This window comes from Thalassobacillus sp. CUG 92003 (assembly GCF_013618635.1).
In the GTDB taxonomy this organism is placed as follows: Bacteria; Bacillota; Bacilli; order Bacillales; family Halobacillaceae; genus CUG-92003.
Map to the genome: position 1 here is coordinate 80,623 of NZ_JABLSJ010000003.1, position 16,757 is coordinate 97,379.

Consider the following 16,757-nt stretch of genomic DNA (forward strand, 5'->3'; position numbering starts at 1 on the left):
TAGACAGGCATTAGCCTTTAACGGATCCTGCGGCAATCCCTTTAACGATTTTTTCCTGGGCCACAAGGTAGACAAGGAGTAAGGGCAGACTTGCTAATGTCAAGGCAGCCATGATACCGGGCACGTTAACTGAAAACTGCCCGTAGAATTCGCGTAACCCAAGCGGCAACGTTGCATTCCCTTCTGAATTTGTCAGCACGAGAGCGAAAACGAATTCATTCCATATTTGAATGAAATTATAGATGGCGACCGTTGCTACAGCAGGTGTCAGTAACGGAAATAAAATTCGCCAAAATAATCGAAAGTGACCGCACCCGTCCATCTTAGCTGATTCCTCAAGCTCCTTCGGCAGGTCTTGCAGAAATTGAGTGAAGATGACGATGGAAACGGGAAGAGCAAACGCAATATACGGGCCAGGGAGTGCCCAAATCGTATCGTACAACCCGAGGTTTTTCGTTAGCAGAAAGATCGGAATCAACGTCGTATGAATCGGGATCATCATGCCAACTAAAAACAACAGAAAGAGCGGTCGATTCAATTTAAATTTCATGCGTGCTAACGGGTAGCTTGCCATCGCAGCCAAAATGATCACGACTACAACAGAAATGACCGATACGAGCACACTATTAAAGAAGAAACGGAAAAAATCCGATTCAATCAACAATTTGTAATTGGCAAATGAAAACTCTTCAGGAATGGCCCAAGGAGAACTCATGAATTCCATCTGATCTTTGAACGAGGCGCTCACCATAATAAGGAATGGAAGCCCCGTAAATATTAAGAGTATGATAGCTAGCATATATAGTGGAATTTGTCTCAATTTCTTTAACATTTAGTTCGCCCCTTTCCTTTTTTGGTCAAATAAGACAATGAACGCTGTTACAATAAAGGCGATGATGAACATCGTAAACGAGATACTGCTTCCGTACCCCATATTGAAATTGGTGAAAGTCTGTTCATACATATACGTCGCCATAAGTTCTGTAGAATTATTCGGGCCGCCATCGGTCATGACATAAATCAAATCGAAATACTTCAAGGATCCAATGATAGACAGAATCGATGAGGTAATGATGGTCGGAATTAACAAGGGTAATGTAATATGGATGAATTTTTTTCGAGGACTCGCCCCATCTATATCAGCTGCTTCATAGAGATCTTCGGGGATCCCCACAATAGCTGCCCGGAACAATACCATATAAAAAGGAGCAAACTGCCAACAGACCGTGGCTATGACCGCCCATATCGCAGTCTCTTCATTCCCAAGCCAGCCTCGTTGCCACGATTCCAGCCCAATTTGACCAAGAAATTGGTTGATTATGCCAAAGTTACCGTCATAGATATAGATGAATAATATACCGATCGCAACGGTCGACATCAAAAATGGCATAAAGTAAACGGACCTGAAGAATCTCATGCCTTTTACGGGACTGAACAATAACAGTGCCATGATCAAACCGATCGGCAGTTGAGTGAATAATGAAGCACCTACAAGTAAAAAGTTATTTTGTAATGAGGTCCAAAAAACGCCGTCACTCATCAGCGTGATATAGTTTTCCAGCCCTTTGAATACTAACGTGCTATCAATGCCCGTCCATTCAAACAGACTATAATAAAAGGTCATCGCGATGGAATAGATAACATACAGGGCATATATGACCATAGCAGGAGCTAAGAAGCCAATGATGACCCAGAAATCCTGCTTTTTTCTCGATTTCTTAGGCTTTGATAACCGACCAGGTTTCGGGGGATTGTAAACGTGATCGTCATCAGCATTTAATTTATTTGCACTATTTTGCAAGCCTGTCACCTCGCCTATGATGTGAAAACTACATCAAGTAGCAATCTACTTGATGTAGTTTTCATAGAATTATTCAAGTACTTCTTTAGCCTTGGCTTCCACTTCTTTCGCTGCTTCTTCCGGTGTCATCGATTGGCCGAATAGAGCCTGAGTCGTATCCAGGTGCGCTTCAGCCACTTCTGGTGGAAGCGTCTGATCGTAGAAAGTCTGCATGTATTCTGCTTCTTCGAGTACTGTATTGATTTCCTGCACATATTCATCTTCATATTCAACACCTTTAACGGCTGAAATGGCTCCGTCATCATTGGCGAGCTGCTGAGCCGTTTCTTTACTTGTCAGCTCGTTGACGAGTTCAGCGGCAAGGTCAGGGTTATCGGTTTTCTTAGAGACAGAGAAAACCGGACTCACACCACCAACGATATCTTGTTTAGATCCTTGACCTCCCTCAATAGAAGGGAACATAAAGAATCCAAGCTTCTCTTCAAATTCAGGCATGTCCGCTCTGGTGGTCCCTAGCATCCAGTTACCTTGAATAATCATGGCCGCATCCTCAGAATACATAAGCTGCCTTGATTGCCCGGTATCGAAGTTCATCCCATTAAAGCCGTCAGGAAAAGCGTTCATTTCGACAAGTTCCCGGATTTTTTCACCCGCTTTAACATAAGCCTCATCATCAAAGCCTCGCCCTTCACGGTTGAATGCTTCGTTAAACAATTCAGGTCCGCCAATCCGTTCCGCTAAATACATGTAATAGAAGGAACCTGGCCATTTAGATTGGTTGGCAAGTGAAAACGGAATAATATCGTTAGATCTCAGTGTTTCCACGATCGATAACAGTTCTTCGTATGTTTCCGGTTCTTCTAATCCATACTCTTCAAACATGTCTTTGTTATACCAAACCGGTACAATGTCCATGGCCAGTGGTGCGCCATAGTTTTTACCATCAAATTCAGCAGGTGTCAGAGCTGAAGGTAAATAGTTTTCCGTGTCAATGTCCTCGGAAATATCTTTAACTTGATCGGCTTTCACGAAATTTTCCAGCCAGCCCCCGCCCCAGGAGTGAAAGACATCAGGAGGGGAACCGCCGCCCATGGCTACCGATAATTTTGTCTTATATGGATCATTCTCTTGCCTGACCAGTTTCACATTGACACCGTCATGCGATTCTTCAAATCGTTTAACGGCATCTTCAAGGGCTTTTTCTGATTCCCCTGTTTCAATATGCCACATGGTCAGCGTGTCCGAACCCTCTGACGAACCGCTTGATGAATCGCCGCCTGAGTTCGTACAGGCTGTCGTAAAGAGAAGTGCTATCATCGCTAATAGCCCCATCGTTCGTTTAAACATTAAATCCTCTCCTTTTGTTAGCGTTTACATAAAACGAAAATGCAAATACCTCTACACATCAATGGGCTCCTCCAACCCACCTCCTTTAGGACCATTTATTCACAAAACTAAGTTTGTTCATTGGATAAACTAATTGGTTAATGTCATAATAACTTATAGAATTTATAATAGCAAGAGTATTTTGAAATCGCTATCATTCTATTTTGTTTTATATTATCAAACTATGTTTTATATAGTTGACAGATAGCGTGTGAAAATTCATAATTATTGAACATATTACGATCTAAATTCATCATACTTTCAGGAGGGTTAACATGCGTGATCATTTAGAAGACTTGATGCAGTTATCAGTCACGGATATCAGTTCAATTGACACGAAAGCTTCGGGCCCATCAGGCTCACTGCCTTTGACGGATTATATGTTGAGGCATTCACCAAGCGGTGATATTTTTGGGTTGTCCCAAAATGTGGGCATGGGCTGGGAGTCGAACAATCTTGATGGCCAGCAAGTATTGCTCTTAAGTACACAAGGCGGGATGAAAGACAGCAACGGCGATCCTATTGCTCTCGGTTACCATACCGGCCATTGGGAAGTCGATATGTTGATGAAAGAAGCAGCTCAAGAAGTGAGTCAGTTTCAGGGGCTTCCGTTCGCCGCTTACGTAAGCGACCCTTGTGATGGCCGTACTCAAGGAACGACCGGCATGTTTGACTCATTTCCTTACCGAAATGATGCCGCCCAAGTTTACAGACGACTTATTCGTTCATTGCCCACCCGCAAAGCTGTCATTGGCATTGCCACTTGTGACAAAGGGTTGCCTGCGATGATGATTGCCTTATCATCCATGCACGAACTCCCCACCGTTGTCATACCAGGTGGCGTAACGCTCCCTCCCGCAATTGGCGAAGATGCCGGAAAAGTCCAGACAATCGGAGCACGTTATTCAAATGATGAACTCTCGCTAAAAGAAGCTGCAGAATTGGGCTGCCGAGCTTGCGCCACACCCGGTGGCGGCTGCCAATTTTTAGGGACTGCGGCTTCAGCTCAAGTGGTCGGAGAAGCGCTCGGGCTTTCTATCCCCCATGCGGCTTTAGCACCCTCAGGCCAAGATATTTGGAAAGAAATGGCTAAGCACTCCGCCCGTGCTGTCATTAACATGGTTAACCAAAACATAAAGACGAAGGACATTGTGACGAATGCGGCCGTACGGAACGCCATGGTCGTCCACGCTGCTTTCGGAGGCTCAACCAACCTTCTGCTCCATCTTCCAGCCATAGCCCATGCAGCAGGCTGTGATATACCGACTGTAGAAGATTGGATCGATGTTAACCGCAAGACTCCGAGAATTGTAAGCGTTCTCCCAAATGGACCGGATTACCACCCGACTGTCCGTGCTTATTTAGCAGGAGGCGTTCCTGAAGTGATGCTTCATTTAAGGGATCTTAACCTGCTGGATTTGGACGTATTAACCGTTACGGGTGAAACATTAGGTGAGAACCTGGCATGGTGGGAACATTCGGATAGACGAAAACAAATGAAAGCACGACTGGAAGCAGCCGATCATATTCGGGCTGAAGATGTCATTTTATCGCCGGAGAAAGCCAAAGAAAGAGGCTTGACCTCTACCATCACCTTTCCGATAGGCAATATCGCACCAGAAGGCGCCATTATTAAATCCACCTCCATCGATCCAGCCATGCTGGATGAGGACGGCGTGTATTATCACAAGAACGAGATCAAAGTATTTACAAGTGAACAACAAGGCATTGAAGCCATTCGAAACGGGGACATTCATAAAGGTGACATTATGGTCGTAACAGGCTGCGGGCCTCTAGGAACAGGAATGGAAGAAACGTATCAACTCACTTCAGCCTTGAAACATTTGTCTTACGGGAAATACGTTACATTACTCACAGATGCTCGTTTTTCCGGTGTATCCACCGGGGCCTGCATCGGGCATATCGGACCGGAAGGGTTAGCAAACGGACCGATAGGCAAGTTAAAAAATGGAGATGTCGTAGAAGTGTCCATCGACACACACCAACTGACCGGGAGTATTCATTTTCTGGGCACGCACGATCATCCGGTTGACCCTGCAACAGGTGGCAGCATCTTAGCTGATCGCCCACAAAATGAGGAGATCCGCCCGTCAGAGCAATTGCCTGATGATACCCGCTTATGGGCTGCTTTGCAAAAAGTAAGCGGGGGCACCTGGCGCGGGAGTGTGTATGATGTCGACCGCATCATCGATGTTTTGGAGGCCGGCGAACACGCTTTGAAGCGCGAAAAAACACAAACATAAACAGGTAGTAAAAAACAGTGGTCGTCGGCTGCTCTCTTCTTGATTATCTCTTATAAATGCGGATTTTTTTCGCTCAGTATGATAAAATAGGAGTGAGAACATTTCACTATTTTGATGAAATGGAGGGTAAATGATGACCAGAAAATTACTTGTTGCGTATGACGGGTCTAATTTAAGCCGAAACGCTGTCAAAGAAGCTATGAAGCAAGCATCGGAACTTCCTGACACCGAAGTCCACGTCATCTCTATCATCAAATCGACTGGGCCAGTGACGAATAAGGCCATTTCACGAAGCATTGGCGATGAACTTGCCCAAGAATCCCAGGATCAACTGAATCATATTAAAGAGGAATTCGACACAGACGTTACGAAGGTCCATACAGACGTTGTCGTCGGAAACCCGGATGACAATCCTGGCATAAGCATTTGTAACTATGCGAAAGAAAACGATATGGATCTCATTATTGTAGGAAGTCGCGGGCTTGGCAATGTTAAGAAAATTTTCCTTGGCAGTGTCAGCAACAGTATTGTACAGAATGCCACGTGCCCGGTCTTAGTCATGAAATAACGCCTTACTATGGTCATAATTTTTAAACCCCGCCCTGTCTTGAACGGGACGGGGTTATTTTATTGACGCTTCATGCTGCGGTTTCACACGATCATCGAAATGTGTACCCGCCGGAATGGTATAATTGAGACATAGGTAATGAAATACTCATGATAAGGAGACTGATTCGTGGCCAAACATAAGATCTATACAATGAGTGTCGCTAGTGTCTATCCCCATTATGTAACCAAGGCAGAAAAGAAAGGTCGTACGAAAGCGGAAGTCGATGAAATCATCCGTTGGTTGACAGGGTATAGCCAAGAAGCGTTAGAAGCGCAACTGGAAAAAAAGACAGACTTTGAGACCTTTTTTGAGGAAGCTCCCCAACTGAATCCTTCACGGACCATGATCAAAGGGGTCATCTGCGGTTTACGGGTAGAAGACATCGAGGAACCAACCATGCAGGAAATTCGCTATTTGGATAAAATGATTGATGAGCTAGCAAAAGGGAAAACGATGGAGAAGATTTTGCGGAAATCATAATACGTAAAGAGGTTGTTGTGTTTTTTAGCGAAGCGATCATAGAACGCTTTTATAGGCACAAAAAAATGCCGAACTGATGTCAGCGATCGGCATTTTTTTGTGCCCTTTTTTCAATTATATAGGAAGGCTTTAGACATGCTGCAAGGCGATACCGTACTTTGTCAGCGTATCCCGTATCTCATTTTGCAAGGCTTCAGATGGTACGTCCATCGGCAATCTGAGATGTGGATTGATTTTCCCCATCATCCCGAGCGCTGATTTGACGGGGGCAGGGTTGGTATCTTTGAACAAGACATCATTCAATTCCATGAGCTCATAGTGAAGACTTTGCGCTGTAGCCACATCACCCTCAAACCACGCATCGTGCATGCGGGCCACTTTACCCGGCAGGACGTTGGCCGTCGCGCTGACAGACCCTGCCCCGCCAATTGCGAGCATCGGGTAGCAAAGCAATTCGATACCCGAGAAAAGCAGGAAGTCCCTCCCGCATTTAAGCAAAACGCGATTGACATGCTCAAAGTCTTTATTGGATTCCTTCACCCCGATAATGTTGGGACAATCTTTACTTAACTGGGCTAACGTATCGACGTGAAGGTTTTGCGCCGTGCGCCCCGGAATATTGTAGATGATGATTGGAATGTCTACAGAATCGGCCACTGTCTTGAAATGTTTGTAGAGCGCGTGCTGATTCGGCTTGTTATAATACGGCACAATCACCATCGCCGCATCGGCCCCTATTTCTTCGGCTTTCTTCGTCAACCGCATCGTTTCCTGGTGATTCGTTGATCCTGTACCAGGTACGAACGGCACACGCCCGTTTATCGTATCATGTGCTGTCTTCATCACGAGCTCGCGTTCTTCAATTGTCAACGAGCTGGGTTCTCCTGAAGTTCCCGTTACCGAAATGCCGTGCGTGCCATTTTCCAGCTGGTACTCGATTAACGCCTTAAACGCATCAAAATCAATTTCACCATCGGCCTGAAAGGGAGTGATCACCGGTGTGACCGATCCTCTCAGTCTAGATTTAATTTCCGCATACTCGATTGTCATTCATATCCTCCTTGCAAAAATGACTTATTCTTCTTTAACCGCTATAGGGTTGCTTCTGATTCCATCATATCCCGCTGCGCATGGAACGCCTGCATATGAAAATCAGCCATAAAATCATTCCAGGTGAGTGAACCGGAGTGGACGGTCCCTACATAGGAATCATTGAACAATTTAATGGTCAGGTGGCTCTGGTGCTCGGCTGTATGAATCTCACACGAGCCTTTGGATTGAAAGGTTCCATCTGAAAGCGTGACTTCATACGTTCCGCGACACGGCAGAAAATAGGTATCATCCAAGGTCATGTCAACTTCTCTTCCTTTTCCACTCAAAGTGCCCTCGATTTCATAATCTTTTCCTAAGTAGTCTTTGACTTTCTCCACGCGACCTGTTGCAAGTAATTCCCGGAGCAATGTGGATCCCACCTTACGCCCCTGCTGAGTAAACTTCGATACGGTGGTGACATCGAATCTCCCTTTGCTGTCCGTGCTTAACTGGCCCATATCGCCTTTACCTTTGAAGCCGTATTTATAATCAAATCCAGCAACAGCATGACGGCACTGCAATCCGCACAGATAATCCTCGACGAACTGATCATGCGGAATTTTGGCCACACGTTCATTAAATTCGACGATATACATGATGTCGACGCCCAGGCTGGCAAATCGATCCGCTTTAACCGATAACGGCGTCAAATAGCGCGTCACCTTTTCCCCTTTCGGAATGACAGAGGAAGGGTGAGGAAAAAAGGTCATGACAGCTAATTTTACGTTTTTTTCGTCTGCTTTCTTTTTAGCCGTTTTGACGATTTCCTGATGCCCCAAATGAACGCCGTCAAAGAAACCCATTGCCATGACACACGGTTCACTGGATGCTTTGACTTCTTCCTGAATGGGAAAATCCACATAGATGTGTTTCATCATACTCCCCCTTCCCTTTCATGCATTTACGTCAGTTGCTTGTATTTGCCCTCATAAAACGCTAACGGTTCCCCGTCCTGGACATTCAAATTGAGCACTTCGCCAATATAAAGAATGTGATCGCCTGCTCGGTGAGAATCATAGACATTACACGCTAGACTGACTAATGAATTTTCGATGACGGGCATGCCCTCAAATTGCTCGAACGCCACCTCGCGCTCCTCTTTGATCTGTCCGGCAAAAATCATGGACAGCTCTTTTTGCGACCCTGATAATATATTCACCGTAAATTGCTGCGAGTTCTGGATGGTTTCATTCATTTTCGCATTTGTGCCGACGGAAATGAGGATGAGTTTCGGATCAAGGGAAACAGACATGAAAGCGTTGGCTGTCATGCCACGTATGTCGTCATTGTACTCGGAGACAATCACGGTCACCCCTGTAGCAAATTTTCCCATAGCTGTTCTGAACATACGATCATCCATATTCATCACCTCATCTAGTTTTTAAATCACGAACGTTGGTTTCCGTTTCTTTAATTTGGCCGCTTTTGTCGTTACCTTTTCGCCTGAGTGGACATTCAATACGTGGGTCGCTTCGTCAAACCAGCTATCCGGCGCTTCATGCCCCCAAAACGTCTGCCTCATCGGATCATCCAAATCCCAGCGAATCGGTTTGAAGTCTGGATCGCTCGTTAAATAATCCCCATTATACAGTTCGATTCGATGGCCATCAGGGTCTCTTAAATAAAGGAAGAACGCATTGGAAAGCCCATGGCGGCCCGGTCCCCTTTCAATACTGGAACCATAACCGATTGAAGCCAATACATCACAGCCATCAATCAAGCTCATCGGATCTTTCAGCCAGAAACCGACATGATGAAGCCGTGGTCCCGCTCCATTCATATAAGCGACATCATGGACACTCGGCTTACGATGAAGCCAGGAAGCCCAAACTTTATCTTCTTCACCAGCTGTGTATTCGGAGCAGGCGAACCCTAAATCGTTAATGTAGTAATTATGGGCCTTCTCCACGTCGGAGACCATGCAATTGAAATGATCGATCCGCTGGACTTTCGCTCCCTTATGAAGATGATACTGCTGTAGTTTCCGGTCTACTTGCTCCATTTCGACATAAAATTCAACCGGCAGACCAGAGATATCCTGATAACGAAATGCTCTTCCGATCGCTGCCTGTTCTCCCTTTTCAAGCCATTTCACATCAAAACCGTCGTGCTTGACCTTTGCAGCCAATCGATCCAAATCGTCTTCAGTCCGAACCTTATAGCTGATCACTTCAAGCGCCGGCGTTTCTTTTTCTTTGAGCAGCAAGCTATGGTGATTGTGTTCTTCGATCCCTCTTAAATACAGATGCTGGTCATCGCAATCTGTTTCAATGAACCCTAACGTGTCATAAAATTTCTTTGATCGTTCTAAATTAGTCACATGAAGAACCGCTCTTCCGCACCGAATAATGTCAAAGTTCACGCTCCCACTCCTCACACTTTAGTAAAGTCAGGTTTGGACGACTTGATTGAGTTTAAATACTCCTGCACGTAAGCCTTGTAAGGCTCTTTATCAAATTGTTCGAAGTACGTCATCCCCATTTTGATTGGATCCCCGAAGAAATAATATTCATAATGCGTCTGCCGGCTGCCAAACGCACTCATCGTCACGTCCCAGGCGAGACGGAATAGTTTCACACGTTCATAGCCCTGGAGATTCTTAGACTGAAGGGCGCGGTCTAAAAGCGGCCCAATGTCTTCATTATGGAAATCTGCTTCTGTCGGAATACCCATCATGCCAGAGGCGCCGAGAATCCGCAAAATTTCCGCAATACGTGGGTACACGCGCGGGTACCAGTTTCGTGCTGCATTCAACGCTTCAAAATCGGGCGTCATCGTACCCCACTTATCTGGTTTTGCATTGTGTTCGGCTTTAAAGAGATGCGATTTCATATTTTCCAAGATGAGCATCACTTCGGTCCCTTTATCCATGACATGCTGGAACTTATCAATGCCGATGGCGTCCATCACACTCAAGATGACACCTAAGACAAATTCTGTCTTCACGATATTTTTAGCGACTACTTGATGGGACATATGCACAACTGCATTTGTTTCCAAGAAGGTCCGGTTACAAATCGAGGAGTTGCCGCAAACAAATACGCGCTCCCAAGGTACAAAGACATGGTCAAAATAAACGATCGCATCGCCTTCTTCAAACCGGCTGCTGAGCGGGTGGTTCCACTCATTCTGCCCGTGATCGAACGATTCGCGGCTGAAGTATTTCAATCCCGGCGTATTATTAGGCACAGCGAAAGCCAGTGAATACGGATCGTCGAGCTCTCCTGACTTTTTGACCGTGGAAGGAAAGACGAGGATTTCATCTGTAATCCCACCTTGCGTAGCAAGCAGCCGTGCCCCGTCAACGATAATGCCATCCGTTTGTTTCTCCACTAAGTGTAAGGCAACATTGGCATCCTTCTGCTCATGCTGGGCTTTTTCCCGGTTCACCTGGGGGTGGATCAAGGTATGGGTCAAACTCACATCGTTTTCTCTTGCATAGTCGTAAAAGTTTTTCGCATTCTGGGCAAACATGGGATCATCCTCAGCGAACAGATCATTCGCTACTCCCATCGCCATCACTTCGGCGTTCAAATAATCAGGGGATCGCCCCATCATGCCGCCTGAGATCCGGGCCCACTCCTGGATAGCCTCACTTCGCTTAACCAAATCCTCAATCGTTTCCGGCCGGTAAAAGGTCATCCCGACTTTGTCTCCTGTCTGAGGAGATGTGTACAGCATTTTCTCCGGTTTTTCATATTGTTTATCATAAAGTTTTGCCATGGAATTGATCACATTTCGAAAAGCTGGATGCGTCGTCGGATCCTCGACGCGTTCTCCGTGAATGTAAATATTGTTATTGGCTTGCTTCAATCGTTCAATGTATTCGGCTCCTGTCTTTGCAGGCATACAACCATCCTCCTACGTGAATTATTTTTTCCCGAATTGTGGAATCCGGTGATCACCCAGAGCCACATGGACTACTTGCATTTCTGTATAAAATTCAAATGCGTAATACCCGCCTTCGCGGCCGATACCGCTATGTTTCGATCCGCCGAAAGGTGTACGCAAATCGCGGACATTTTGCGAGTTGATCCACAACATACCAGCATTAACGGATTGTGAAACCCGGTGCCCTCGCTGGATATCCTTCGTCCACACATATCCGGCAAGTCCGTATCGGACATCATTCGCCAATTCAATCACTTCCGCTTCATCTTTAAACGTCATGACAGCAAGAACCGGACCGAAGATTTCCTCCTTGACCACTCGCATCGAATGATCGGCGTTGAGTAACAATGTCGGGGGAATAAAATTGCCATTCCGCATCGCTTCCGGCACGTTGCCCTGATACACCTCGCATCCTTCTTCTTTTGCAACTTGCAGGTAGCGGCTGACATTTTCATAGTGTGCCGTATGGATCAGGGGCCCAACTTGAGTGTCATCGCTCAGCGGGTCTCCTACGCGGATATTATCAACGCGATCTTTTAACGCTTTGATGAAATCCTCCGCCACATCTTCATGGATATAGAGTCGGGAATTGGCTGTACAGCGCTCGCCGTTAAACGAGAAAATACCCCACGTGCACGCATCCAGGGCTCGGTCCAAATCCGCATCATCAAATACTATGATCGGGGATTTGCCTCCTAACTCCATTGAAAAACGCTTCAAGGAATCAGCCCCATTGCGCATAATTTCAGAGCCGGTTGACGTTTCACCTGTAAACGAAATAAGTTCGACATCTTCATGGGAGACCAGAGCAGCCCCGGCTTTCTCCCCATAGCCGTGCACGACATTGAATACACCGTCAGGAAGTTCCGCCTGATCAATGATTTCAGCTAATTTGTTGGCCGTCAGAGGCGACCATTCTGCCGGCTTCAAAATGACGGTGTTCCCCGTCGCTAATGCAGGGGCGATTTTCCAAGTTTCTAACATAAACGGGGCATTCCACGGAGTAATGAGCCCGGCAATCCCCACCGGCTTATGGATGGTGTAATTCAGAAACTCATCATCTACCTGGTAAGCATCTCCGACCATGCGGCTGGAAACCATTTCAGCATAAAAGCGGAAATTCTTTGACGCGCGGCTCACCATTTTTTTTGTAATACTAATCGGAAGACCGGTGTCATGGGCCTCTAAAGGCGCAAGTTCCTCAACATGTTCATCAATCAAATCCGCGATTTTATTCACATAACCCAAGCGTTCATTTTGCGACATGCTGCCCCATTCTCCGTTAAAGGCCTTTCTAGCCGCCTTGGCAGCTTTTTCGATATCGGCTTTTCCACCGGAGGCAACAGCGTTGATCCTTTCATTCGTATAAGGATTGATGTTATCGAACTGTTCTTGTGATTCTGCTTCGACAAACGAACCGTCAATATACAACTTCACATCATCGATCTGGGCGACGTAACCTTTAGCTGCCTCGACTGATAAATTGATTTCACTCATGCTAAACCTCCTCATTCGTTTTTGATAGCGCTTTCTTTTTACGTGTTAAAAATGCAAACCCTTTCATAAAGATTTGCAAATTTTCGATAAACTTTGTATATTCAACTTATCACACCCTTAAATATATAGAAAATATCTATTAAATTTATTTTGTATATGCGAAAGATATGGATAAATCGAACAGGCATGAAAGAAGGAGGTTTTATCGTGGACTTGAAACAGCTACGATATTTTAGAACAGTCGCCGACGAACAGCAAGTGACGAAAGCCGCAAGAAAATTACATATGGCCCAGCCGCCTTTGAGCCAACAAATTAAATTGATGGAAGAAGAGTTGAATCTGAAATTGTTCGATCGTCATGGCCGCAAATTGGAATTAACAAAAGCAGGCGAGATCTTATATGAAAAAGCTGGGCGTCTGCTGACCGATTTTGATGAAACGCTGGTGGAAGTGCGCGAGACGAGTGAAGGCATGCGCGGAAAGCTGCATATCGGTTCAACCAAGTCCTGCTTCTCGTATTTGAATGGCGCCTTGCATTTATTCAAGGCCCAGCATCCGAACATGTCTTATCAACTTCGCGAAGGGGATACCTATTACCTTGAGGAATGCATTAAAAATCGAGACATCGAGCTCGCTGTCGTCCGGCTTCCTTTGCAGTCAGAAGAATTCGATATCCTCCCGCTCCCTTCAGAACCCTATATTCTTGTGGCACCCGATTCCTGGCACTTAACGCGCGATGACCGTGAAGCCATTAAGTTCGAAGATTTAGCCGATATGCCGTTGATGCTGCTTCACCGTATCAGCGGTCGGGGGCAGTTTGAATTAATAGTAGACGAATGCCGGCATCATGGTATTGAGCCGAACATCCTCTGTGAATGTCCTGATGCCACTATGCTGCTTTCGTTAGTGGCTAAAGGAATCGGGGCGACCATCGTACCGGAATCCACTCTGGATGCCTTTTCGTTCCAAAATATAAAGCGTTACACCTTAGCTGATGCGACTGTTAGAGCCGAGTCTGTCGTCATCTGGCACAAAGATCGCTATTTAACGAAAGCTTCCCAGCGCTTGATTCACATGTTTCAAGATCAGTACACTTTGCCCAATCACACTGAATGATCGAACAAAGGCGCAAGCGCACCGGGAGCTCCGACACGCATAAGCAAAACACCGTGAGGAAGGTGGTCTTTCCTTCCGCAGGGGGGTTGCTTGTGTCGCGAGGAGCTGGGCGCTGGAGCCGGACGTGGCTTATGAGGTATGTGTTATCCACAGAGCCCAAATCTTATAATTTCCTAAGCAAACAACAAGGCGGTGCCACCCCTCCGGTGGTACCGCCTTGTATTATTGCGTCGCTTTGACGTTTTCCTCCCAGTCACGTTCTACCTGACGCGACTTAGAGCTGGAGATGAGACTGATGCCAACAAACACAAGGGTTGAAAGCGGAAGGGAATAAATGAGCGGGTCAATATGCGTCCACGGAAATGGAAGCAAATAATCTTTACCAAATAATGCTTGGGAGAGACCGAATGCGGTTGATTGCGAGCTTTTTAAAAATAGGAACCCAAACACACTGACTGAAAATCCGACCATGATGCTGACTTTTGCTCCCATTTTAGATGCCCCCTTCCAAAATAGAGCGCCTGTTAAGGCCGGTAAAAAGCCCGCTGCACAAATGCCGAACCAGAAAGCAGTCGCTTGAGCGATGATGCCGCCTGGTAAACCGTAAGCTAAAACAACAGCCAGAATGACCCCGACGATAACACCTAAACGTGCAGGACTGATCTTGCCGTTAAAAACGGAGGTGACCCCCAGGCTTTTCAGAATATCTTCCCCAAATGCAGAGGATTGAACATGAATCAACGAACTGACAGTGGACAAGGTTGCCGAAATCAACGTCAGCGTAAACAGATAGACGAACCAATCGGGCATTAATGCGCTGATAAGCCGAGGGATGACTAGATCCGTGTTACCTTCTGCTGCTCCTATTGCCAATTGACCGGTCGTTTCCATAAAATAAACGTTACTTAACGGCCCGATCATGTAAGCCGCACCGGCCATGAAAAAGATGAAAATCCCACCCACAATGACGGAGCGATACAGAGACTTATCACTCGAAACGGTCATGCTGCGCATCGCTAATTGAGGCTGAGCCAGCACGCCGATGCCAACGCCTAAAATCATCGTACTGACTAGCGTCCACCACATCGGCGAACCGAACGCGGGCATGCTGAGCCAACCATTATGACCATCTGCAGCCATCTCTTCCGGCACCATACTTTTCATAGCATTCAACGCCTGGTGCCCTTCAACCAGCCCGCCAACCGCCTGGTAAGTCACAAACAGGAAGATCGCCATACCAACCAGCATAATGGTCGCCCCGAAAGCATCCGTATACATCACAGCTTTAATACCGCCCGAGATGACATACGCAGCCACAATGACGGCCAACCCTAGTAAAGCCACGTTGAAATTGATTGCTAGCGATTCTTGTAAAAATCGCCCGCCTCCGATCAACACAATACTCGTATAAGCCGGCATGAAGATGAAGATCATCAGACCTGAAAACACCGTGATAAATTTGGAATCATAGTGCTTACCGAGAAAGCCGGGAAACGTGGTGGCATTCAACTTGGTCGACATTTTTCTGATTCGCTTGCCGAACACCGCAAACGCCACGAAAATGCCGAGGACAATATTCAAGAAGGCGAGCCATAACAGCCCCATGCCATATACCGCAGACACCCCACCGAACCCGACCATGGCCGACGTACTGATAAACGTCGCGCCGTAGGACAACGCCATGATGATCGGGTTCGTATTGCGCCCTCCGACAAGAAAATCCTCCTGGGTGACCGTTTTCTTGTAGCCGTAGTAAGCCAGGGCCGACATAATGCCGATATAGAGGATTAACAACGGAATTAAGATGGCTACATTCACTCTTCCTCCCCTCCTCTATTCCACATCACCGCACCATAGGCTACACACACAATCGGAGCCAAAATGACCCCGAACCACACAAATCCAACCCAAAAATCCTGAAAGCCAAGCATGCTTCTCCTCCTTTATGTGCTTGAAATAAGACGGATGTGGCAAACAGCAACAATAGTAACAAACCACCTAAGTAAACGCTTTCATAAAAACCTGTAATTTTTCAGAAATATGAAACAACTTTAGCCTATCACCGAATAAAACGTTTGATAAATATAAAAAACATTGGTTCACCTAACAAAAAAGGTATACGAAAAAGCGGATGCGACATAAAAATGCCGAACAATTCACTGAATCGTTCGGCATTATGTTTCATTTAATATTGTTCCAGCCGCATTACGCGTAAAGAGAGTTGTTCTTCGCCTCACTATTTAAAACGTTTATGGATGTTGTTGGATTTATACGTCGCGTGTTGAAACTCTGTTAATTCCAGGGATAAAGCTACATAATGGTCGCTGGCATACGTTTCGAAGTGATCGTTGATTACCGCAAATAGCTGGTCACAGGCATTTTGCTTTTCAGCTTCACTGCGGCCCTTGCCGATTTTTAATTCAGCGTGGACAAAGGCGTCATTTTCAGCACCATCGGCTATTTGATAATGACTCACTTTGTGGGCACGGCTGCGGATGCCGCCGACTGGGAATGTCTCCGATTTCGTCATGAGCATATCGTTGATTTTTTTCAGGAGATGCTGGATATCCGTATGATTTTCCAAGTTATCGGTATATTCGATGATGACGTGCGGCACGTG

The 16,757-nt window shown here is 46.1% G+C and carries 16 protein-coding genes; 4 read left to right on the plus strand and 12 right to left on the minus strand.

What is annotated here, in order from left to right; all coding sequences use genetic code 11:
* Positions 1-10 precede the first annotated feature (10 nt).
* The 3 genes from HOP45_RS05170 to HOP45_RS05180 all read right to left on the minus strand — a co-directional run bounded on the left by HOP45_RS05170 (position 11) and on the right by HOP45_RS05180 (position 3,148).
* Positions 11-832 carry a carbohydrate ABC transporter permease gene (locus HOP45_RS05170; RefSeq protein WP_181347860.1) on the minus strand — a complete coding sequence of 274 codons (822 nt, stop codon included), beginning with the start codon at positions 830-832 and terminating at the stop codon, positions 11-13.
* A complete protein-coding gene (locus HOP45_RS05175) occupies positions 833-1,801 on the minus strand; it encodes a carbohydrate ABC transporter permease (protein WP_255437497.1) in 969 nt (322 codons plus the stop codon).
* A 69-nt stretch (positions 1,802-1,870) separates the two neighbouring features.
* Positions 1,871-3,148: an extracellular solute-binding protein gene (locus HOP45_RS05180; RefSeq protein ID WP_181347861.1), complete on the minus strand. Its 1,278-nt coding sequence runs from the start codon at positions 3,146-3,148 to the stop codon at positions 1,871-1,873.
* A gap of 314 nt (positions 3,149-3,462) precedes the next feature.
* Here HOP45_RS05180 and HOP45_RS05185 point away from each other — a divergent pair, with 314 nt between their 5' ends.
* The 3 genes from HOP45_RS05185 (at position 3,463) to HOP45_RS05195 (ending at position 6,541) form a co-directional block, all read left to right on the plus strand.
* Positions 3,463-5,451 carry a YjhG/YagF family D-xylonate dehydratase gene (locus HOP45_RS05185; protein WP_181347862.1) on the plus strand — a complete coding sequence of 663 codons (1,989 nt, stop codon included), beginning with the start codon at positions 3,463-3,465 and terminating at the stop codon, positions 5,449-5,451.
* Between the two features lie 133 nt (positions 5,452-5,584).
* Complete coding sequence (locus tag HOP45_RS05190; RefSeq protein WP_181347863.1) at positions 5,585-6,019, plus strand: universal stress protein; 435 nt, start codon at positions 5,585-5,587, stop codon at positions 6,017-6,019.
* Between the two features lie 168 nt (positions 6,020-6,187).
* Entirely contained in the window at positions 6,188-6,541 is a 354-nt protein-coding gene (locus HOP45_RS05195) for a DUF2200 domain-containing protein (RefSeq protein WP_181347864.1), read from the plus strand.
* 129 nt (positions 6,542-6,670) lie between these two features.
* Here HOP45_RS05195 and hpaI read toward each other — a convergent pair whose 3' ends face one another.
* The 6 genes from hpaI to hpaE are packed head-to-tail and all read right to left on the minus strand — an operon-like array spanning position 6,671 to position 13,021.
* Positions 6,671-7,585, minus strand: a complete 915-nt coding sequence (hpaI, locus tag HOP45_RS05200; protein WP_181348159.1) for a 2,4-dihydroxyhept-2-ene-1,7-dioic acid aldolase — start codon at positions 7,583-7,585, stop codon at positions 6,671-6,673.
* Between the two features lie 47 nt (positions 7,586-7,632).
* On the minus strand, positions 7,633-8,508 hold the full coding sequence (locus tag HOP45_RS05205) for an FAD synthetase family protein (RefSeq protein ID WP_181347865.1): 876 nt from the start codon (positions 8,506-8,508) through the stop codon (positions 7,633-7,635).
* A gap of 26 nt (positions 8,509-8,534) precedes the next feature.
* The gene (locus HOP45_RS05210; protein WP_181347866.1) at positions 8,535-8,993 is read right to left on the minus strand and encodes a flavin reductase family protein; all 459 of its coding nucleotides are present in this window, start codon (positions 8,991-8,993) and stop codon (positions 8,535-8,537) included.
* Positions 8,994-9,014: 21 nt separating this feature from the next.
* Positions 9,015-9,995: a 3,4-dihydroxyphenylacetate 2,3-dioxygenase gene (gene hpaD / locus HOP45_RS05215; protein ID WP_181347867.1), complete on the minus strand. Its 981-nt coding sequence runs from the start codon at positions 9,993-9,995 to the stop codon at positions 9,015-9,017.
* 11 nt (positions 9,996-10,006) lie between these two features.
* On the minus strand, positions 10,007-11,482 hold the full coding sequence (gene hpaB / locus HOP45_RS05220) for a 4-hydroxyphenylacetate 3-monooxygenase, oxygenase component (RefSeq protein ID WP_181347868.1): 1,476 nt from the start codon (positions 11,480-11,482) through the stop codon (positions 10,007-10,009).
* Positions 11,483-11,503: 21 nt separating this feature from the next.
* Entirely contained in the window at positions 11,504-13,021 is a 1,518-nt protein-coding gene (hpaE, locus tag HOP45_RS05225) for a 5-carboxymethyl-2-hydroxymuconate semialdehyde dehydrogenase (protein WP_181347869.1), read from the minus strand.
* Positions 13,022-13,228: 207 nt separating this feature from the next.
* Between hpaE and HOP45_RS05230 the strand changes: the two genes are divergently transcribed.
* The gene (locus HOP45_RS05230; RefSeq protein WP_181347870.1) at positions 13,229-14,137 is read left to right on the plus strand and encodes a LysR family transcriptional regulator; all 909 of its coding nucleotides are present in this window, start codon (positions 13,229-13,231) and stop codon (positions 14,135-14,137) included.
* Between the two features lie 222 nt (positions 14,138-14,359).
* Here the strand turns inward: HOP45_RS05230 and HOP45_RS05235 are convergent, their stop codons facing one another.
* The 3 genes from HOP45_RS05235 to HOP45_RS05240 all read right to left on the minus strand — a co-directional run bounded on the left by HOP45_RS05235 (position 14,360) and on the right by HOP45_RS05240 (position 16,754).
* A complete protein-coding gene (locus HOP45_RS05235) occupies positions 14,360-15,955 on the minus strand; it encodes a sodium:solute symporter family protein (protein WP_181347871.1) in 1,596 nt (531 codons plus the stop codon).
* Complete coding sequence (locus tag HOP45_RS20960) at positions 15,952-16,068, minus strand: symporter small accessory protein (protein WP_370457952.1); 117 nt, start codon at positions 16,066-16,068, stop codon at positions 15,952-15,954. The genes HOP45_RS05235 and HOP45_RS20960 overlap by 4 nt, the downstream gene beginning before the upstream one ends.
* Before the next feature lie 305 nt (positions 16,069-16,373).
* A complete protein-coding gene (locus HOP45_RS05240; RefSeq protein ID WP_181347872.1) occupies positions 16,374-16,754 on the minus strand; it encodes a 5-carboxymethyl-2-hydroxymuconate Delta-isomerase in 381 nt (126 codons plus the stop codon).
* Positions 16,755-16,757: the final 3 nt, after the last annotated feature.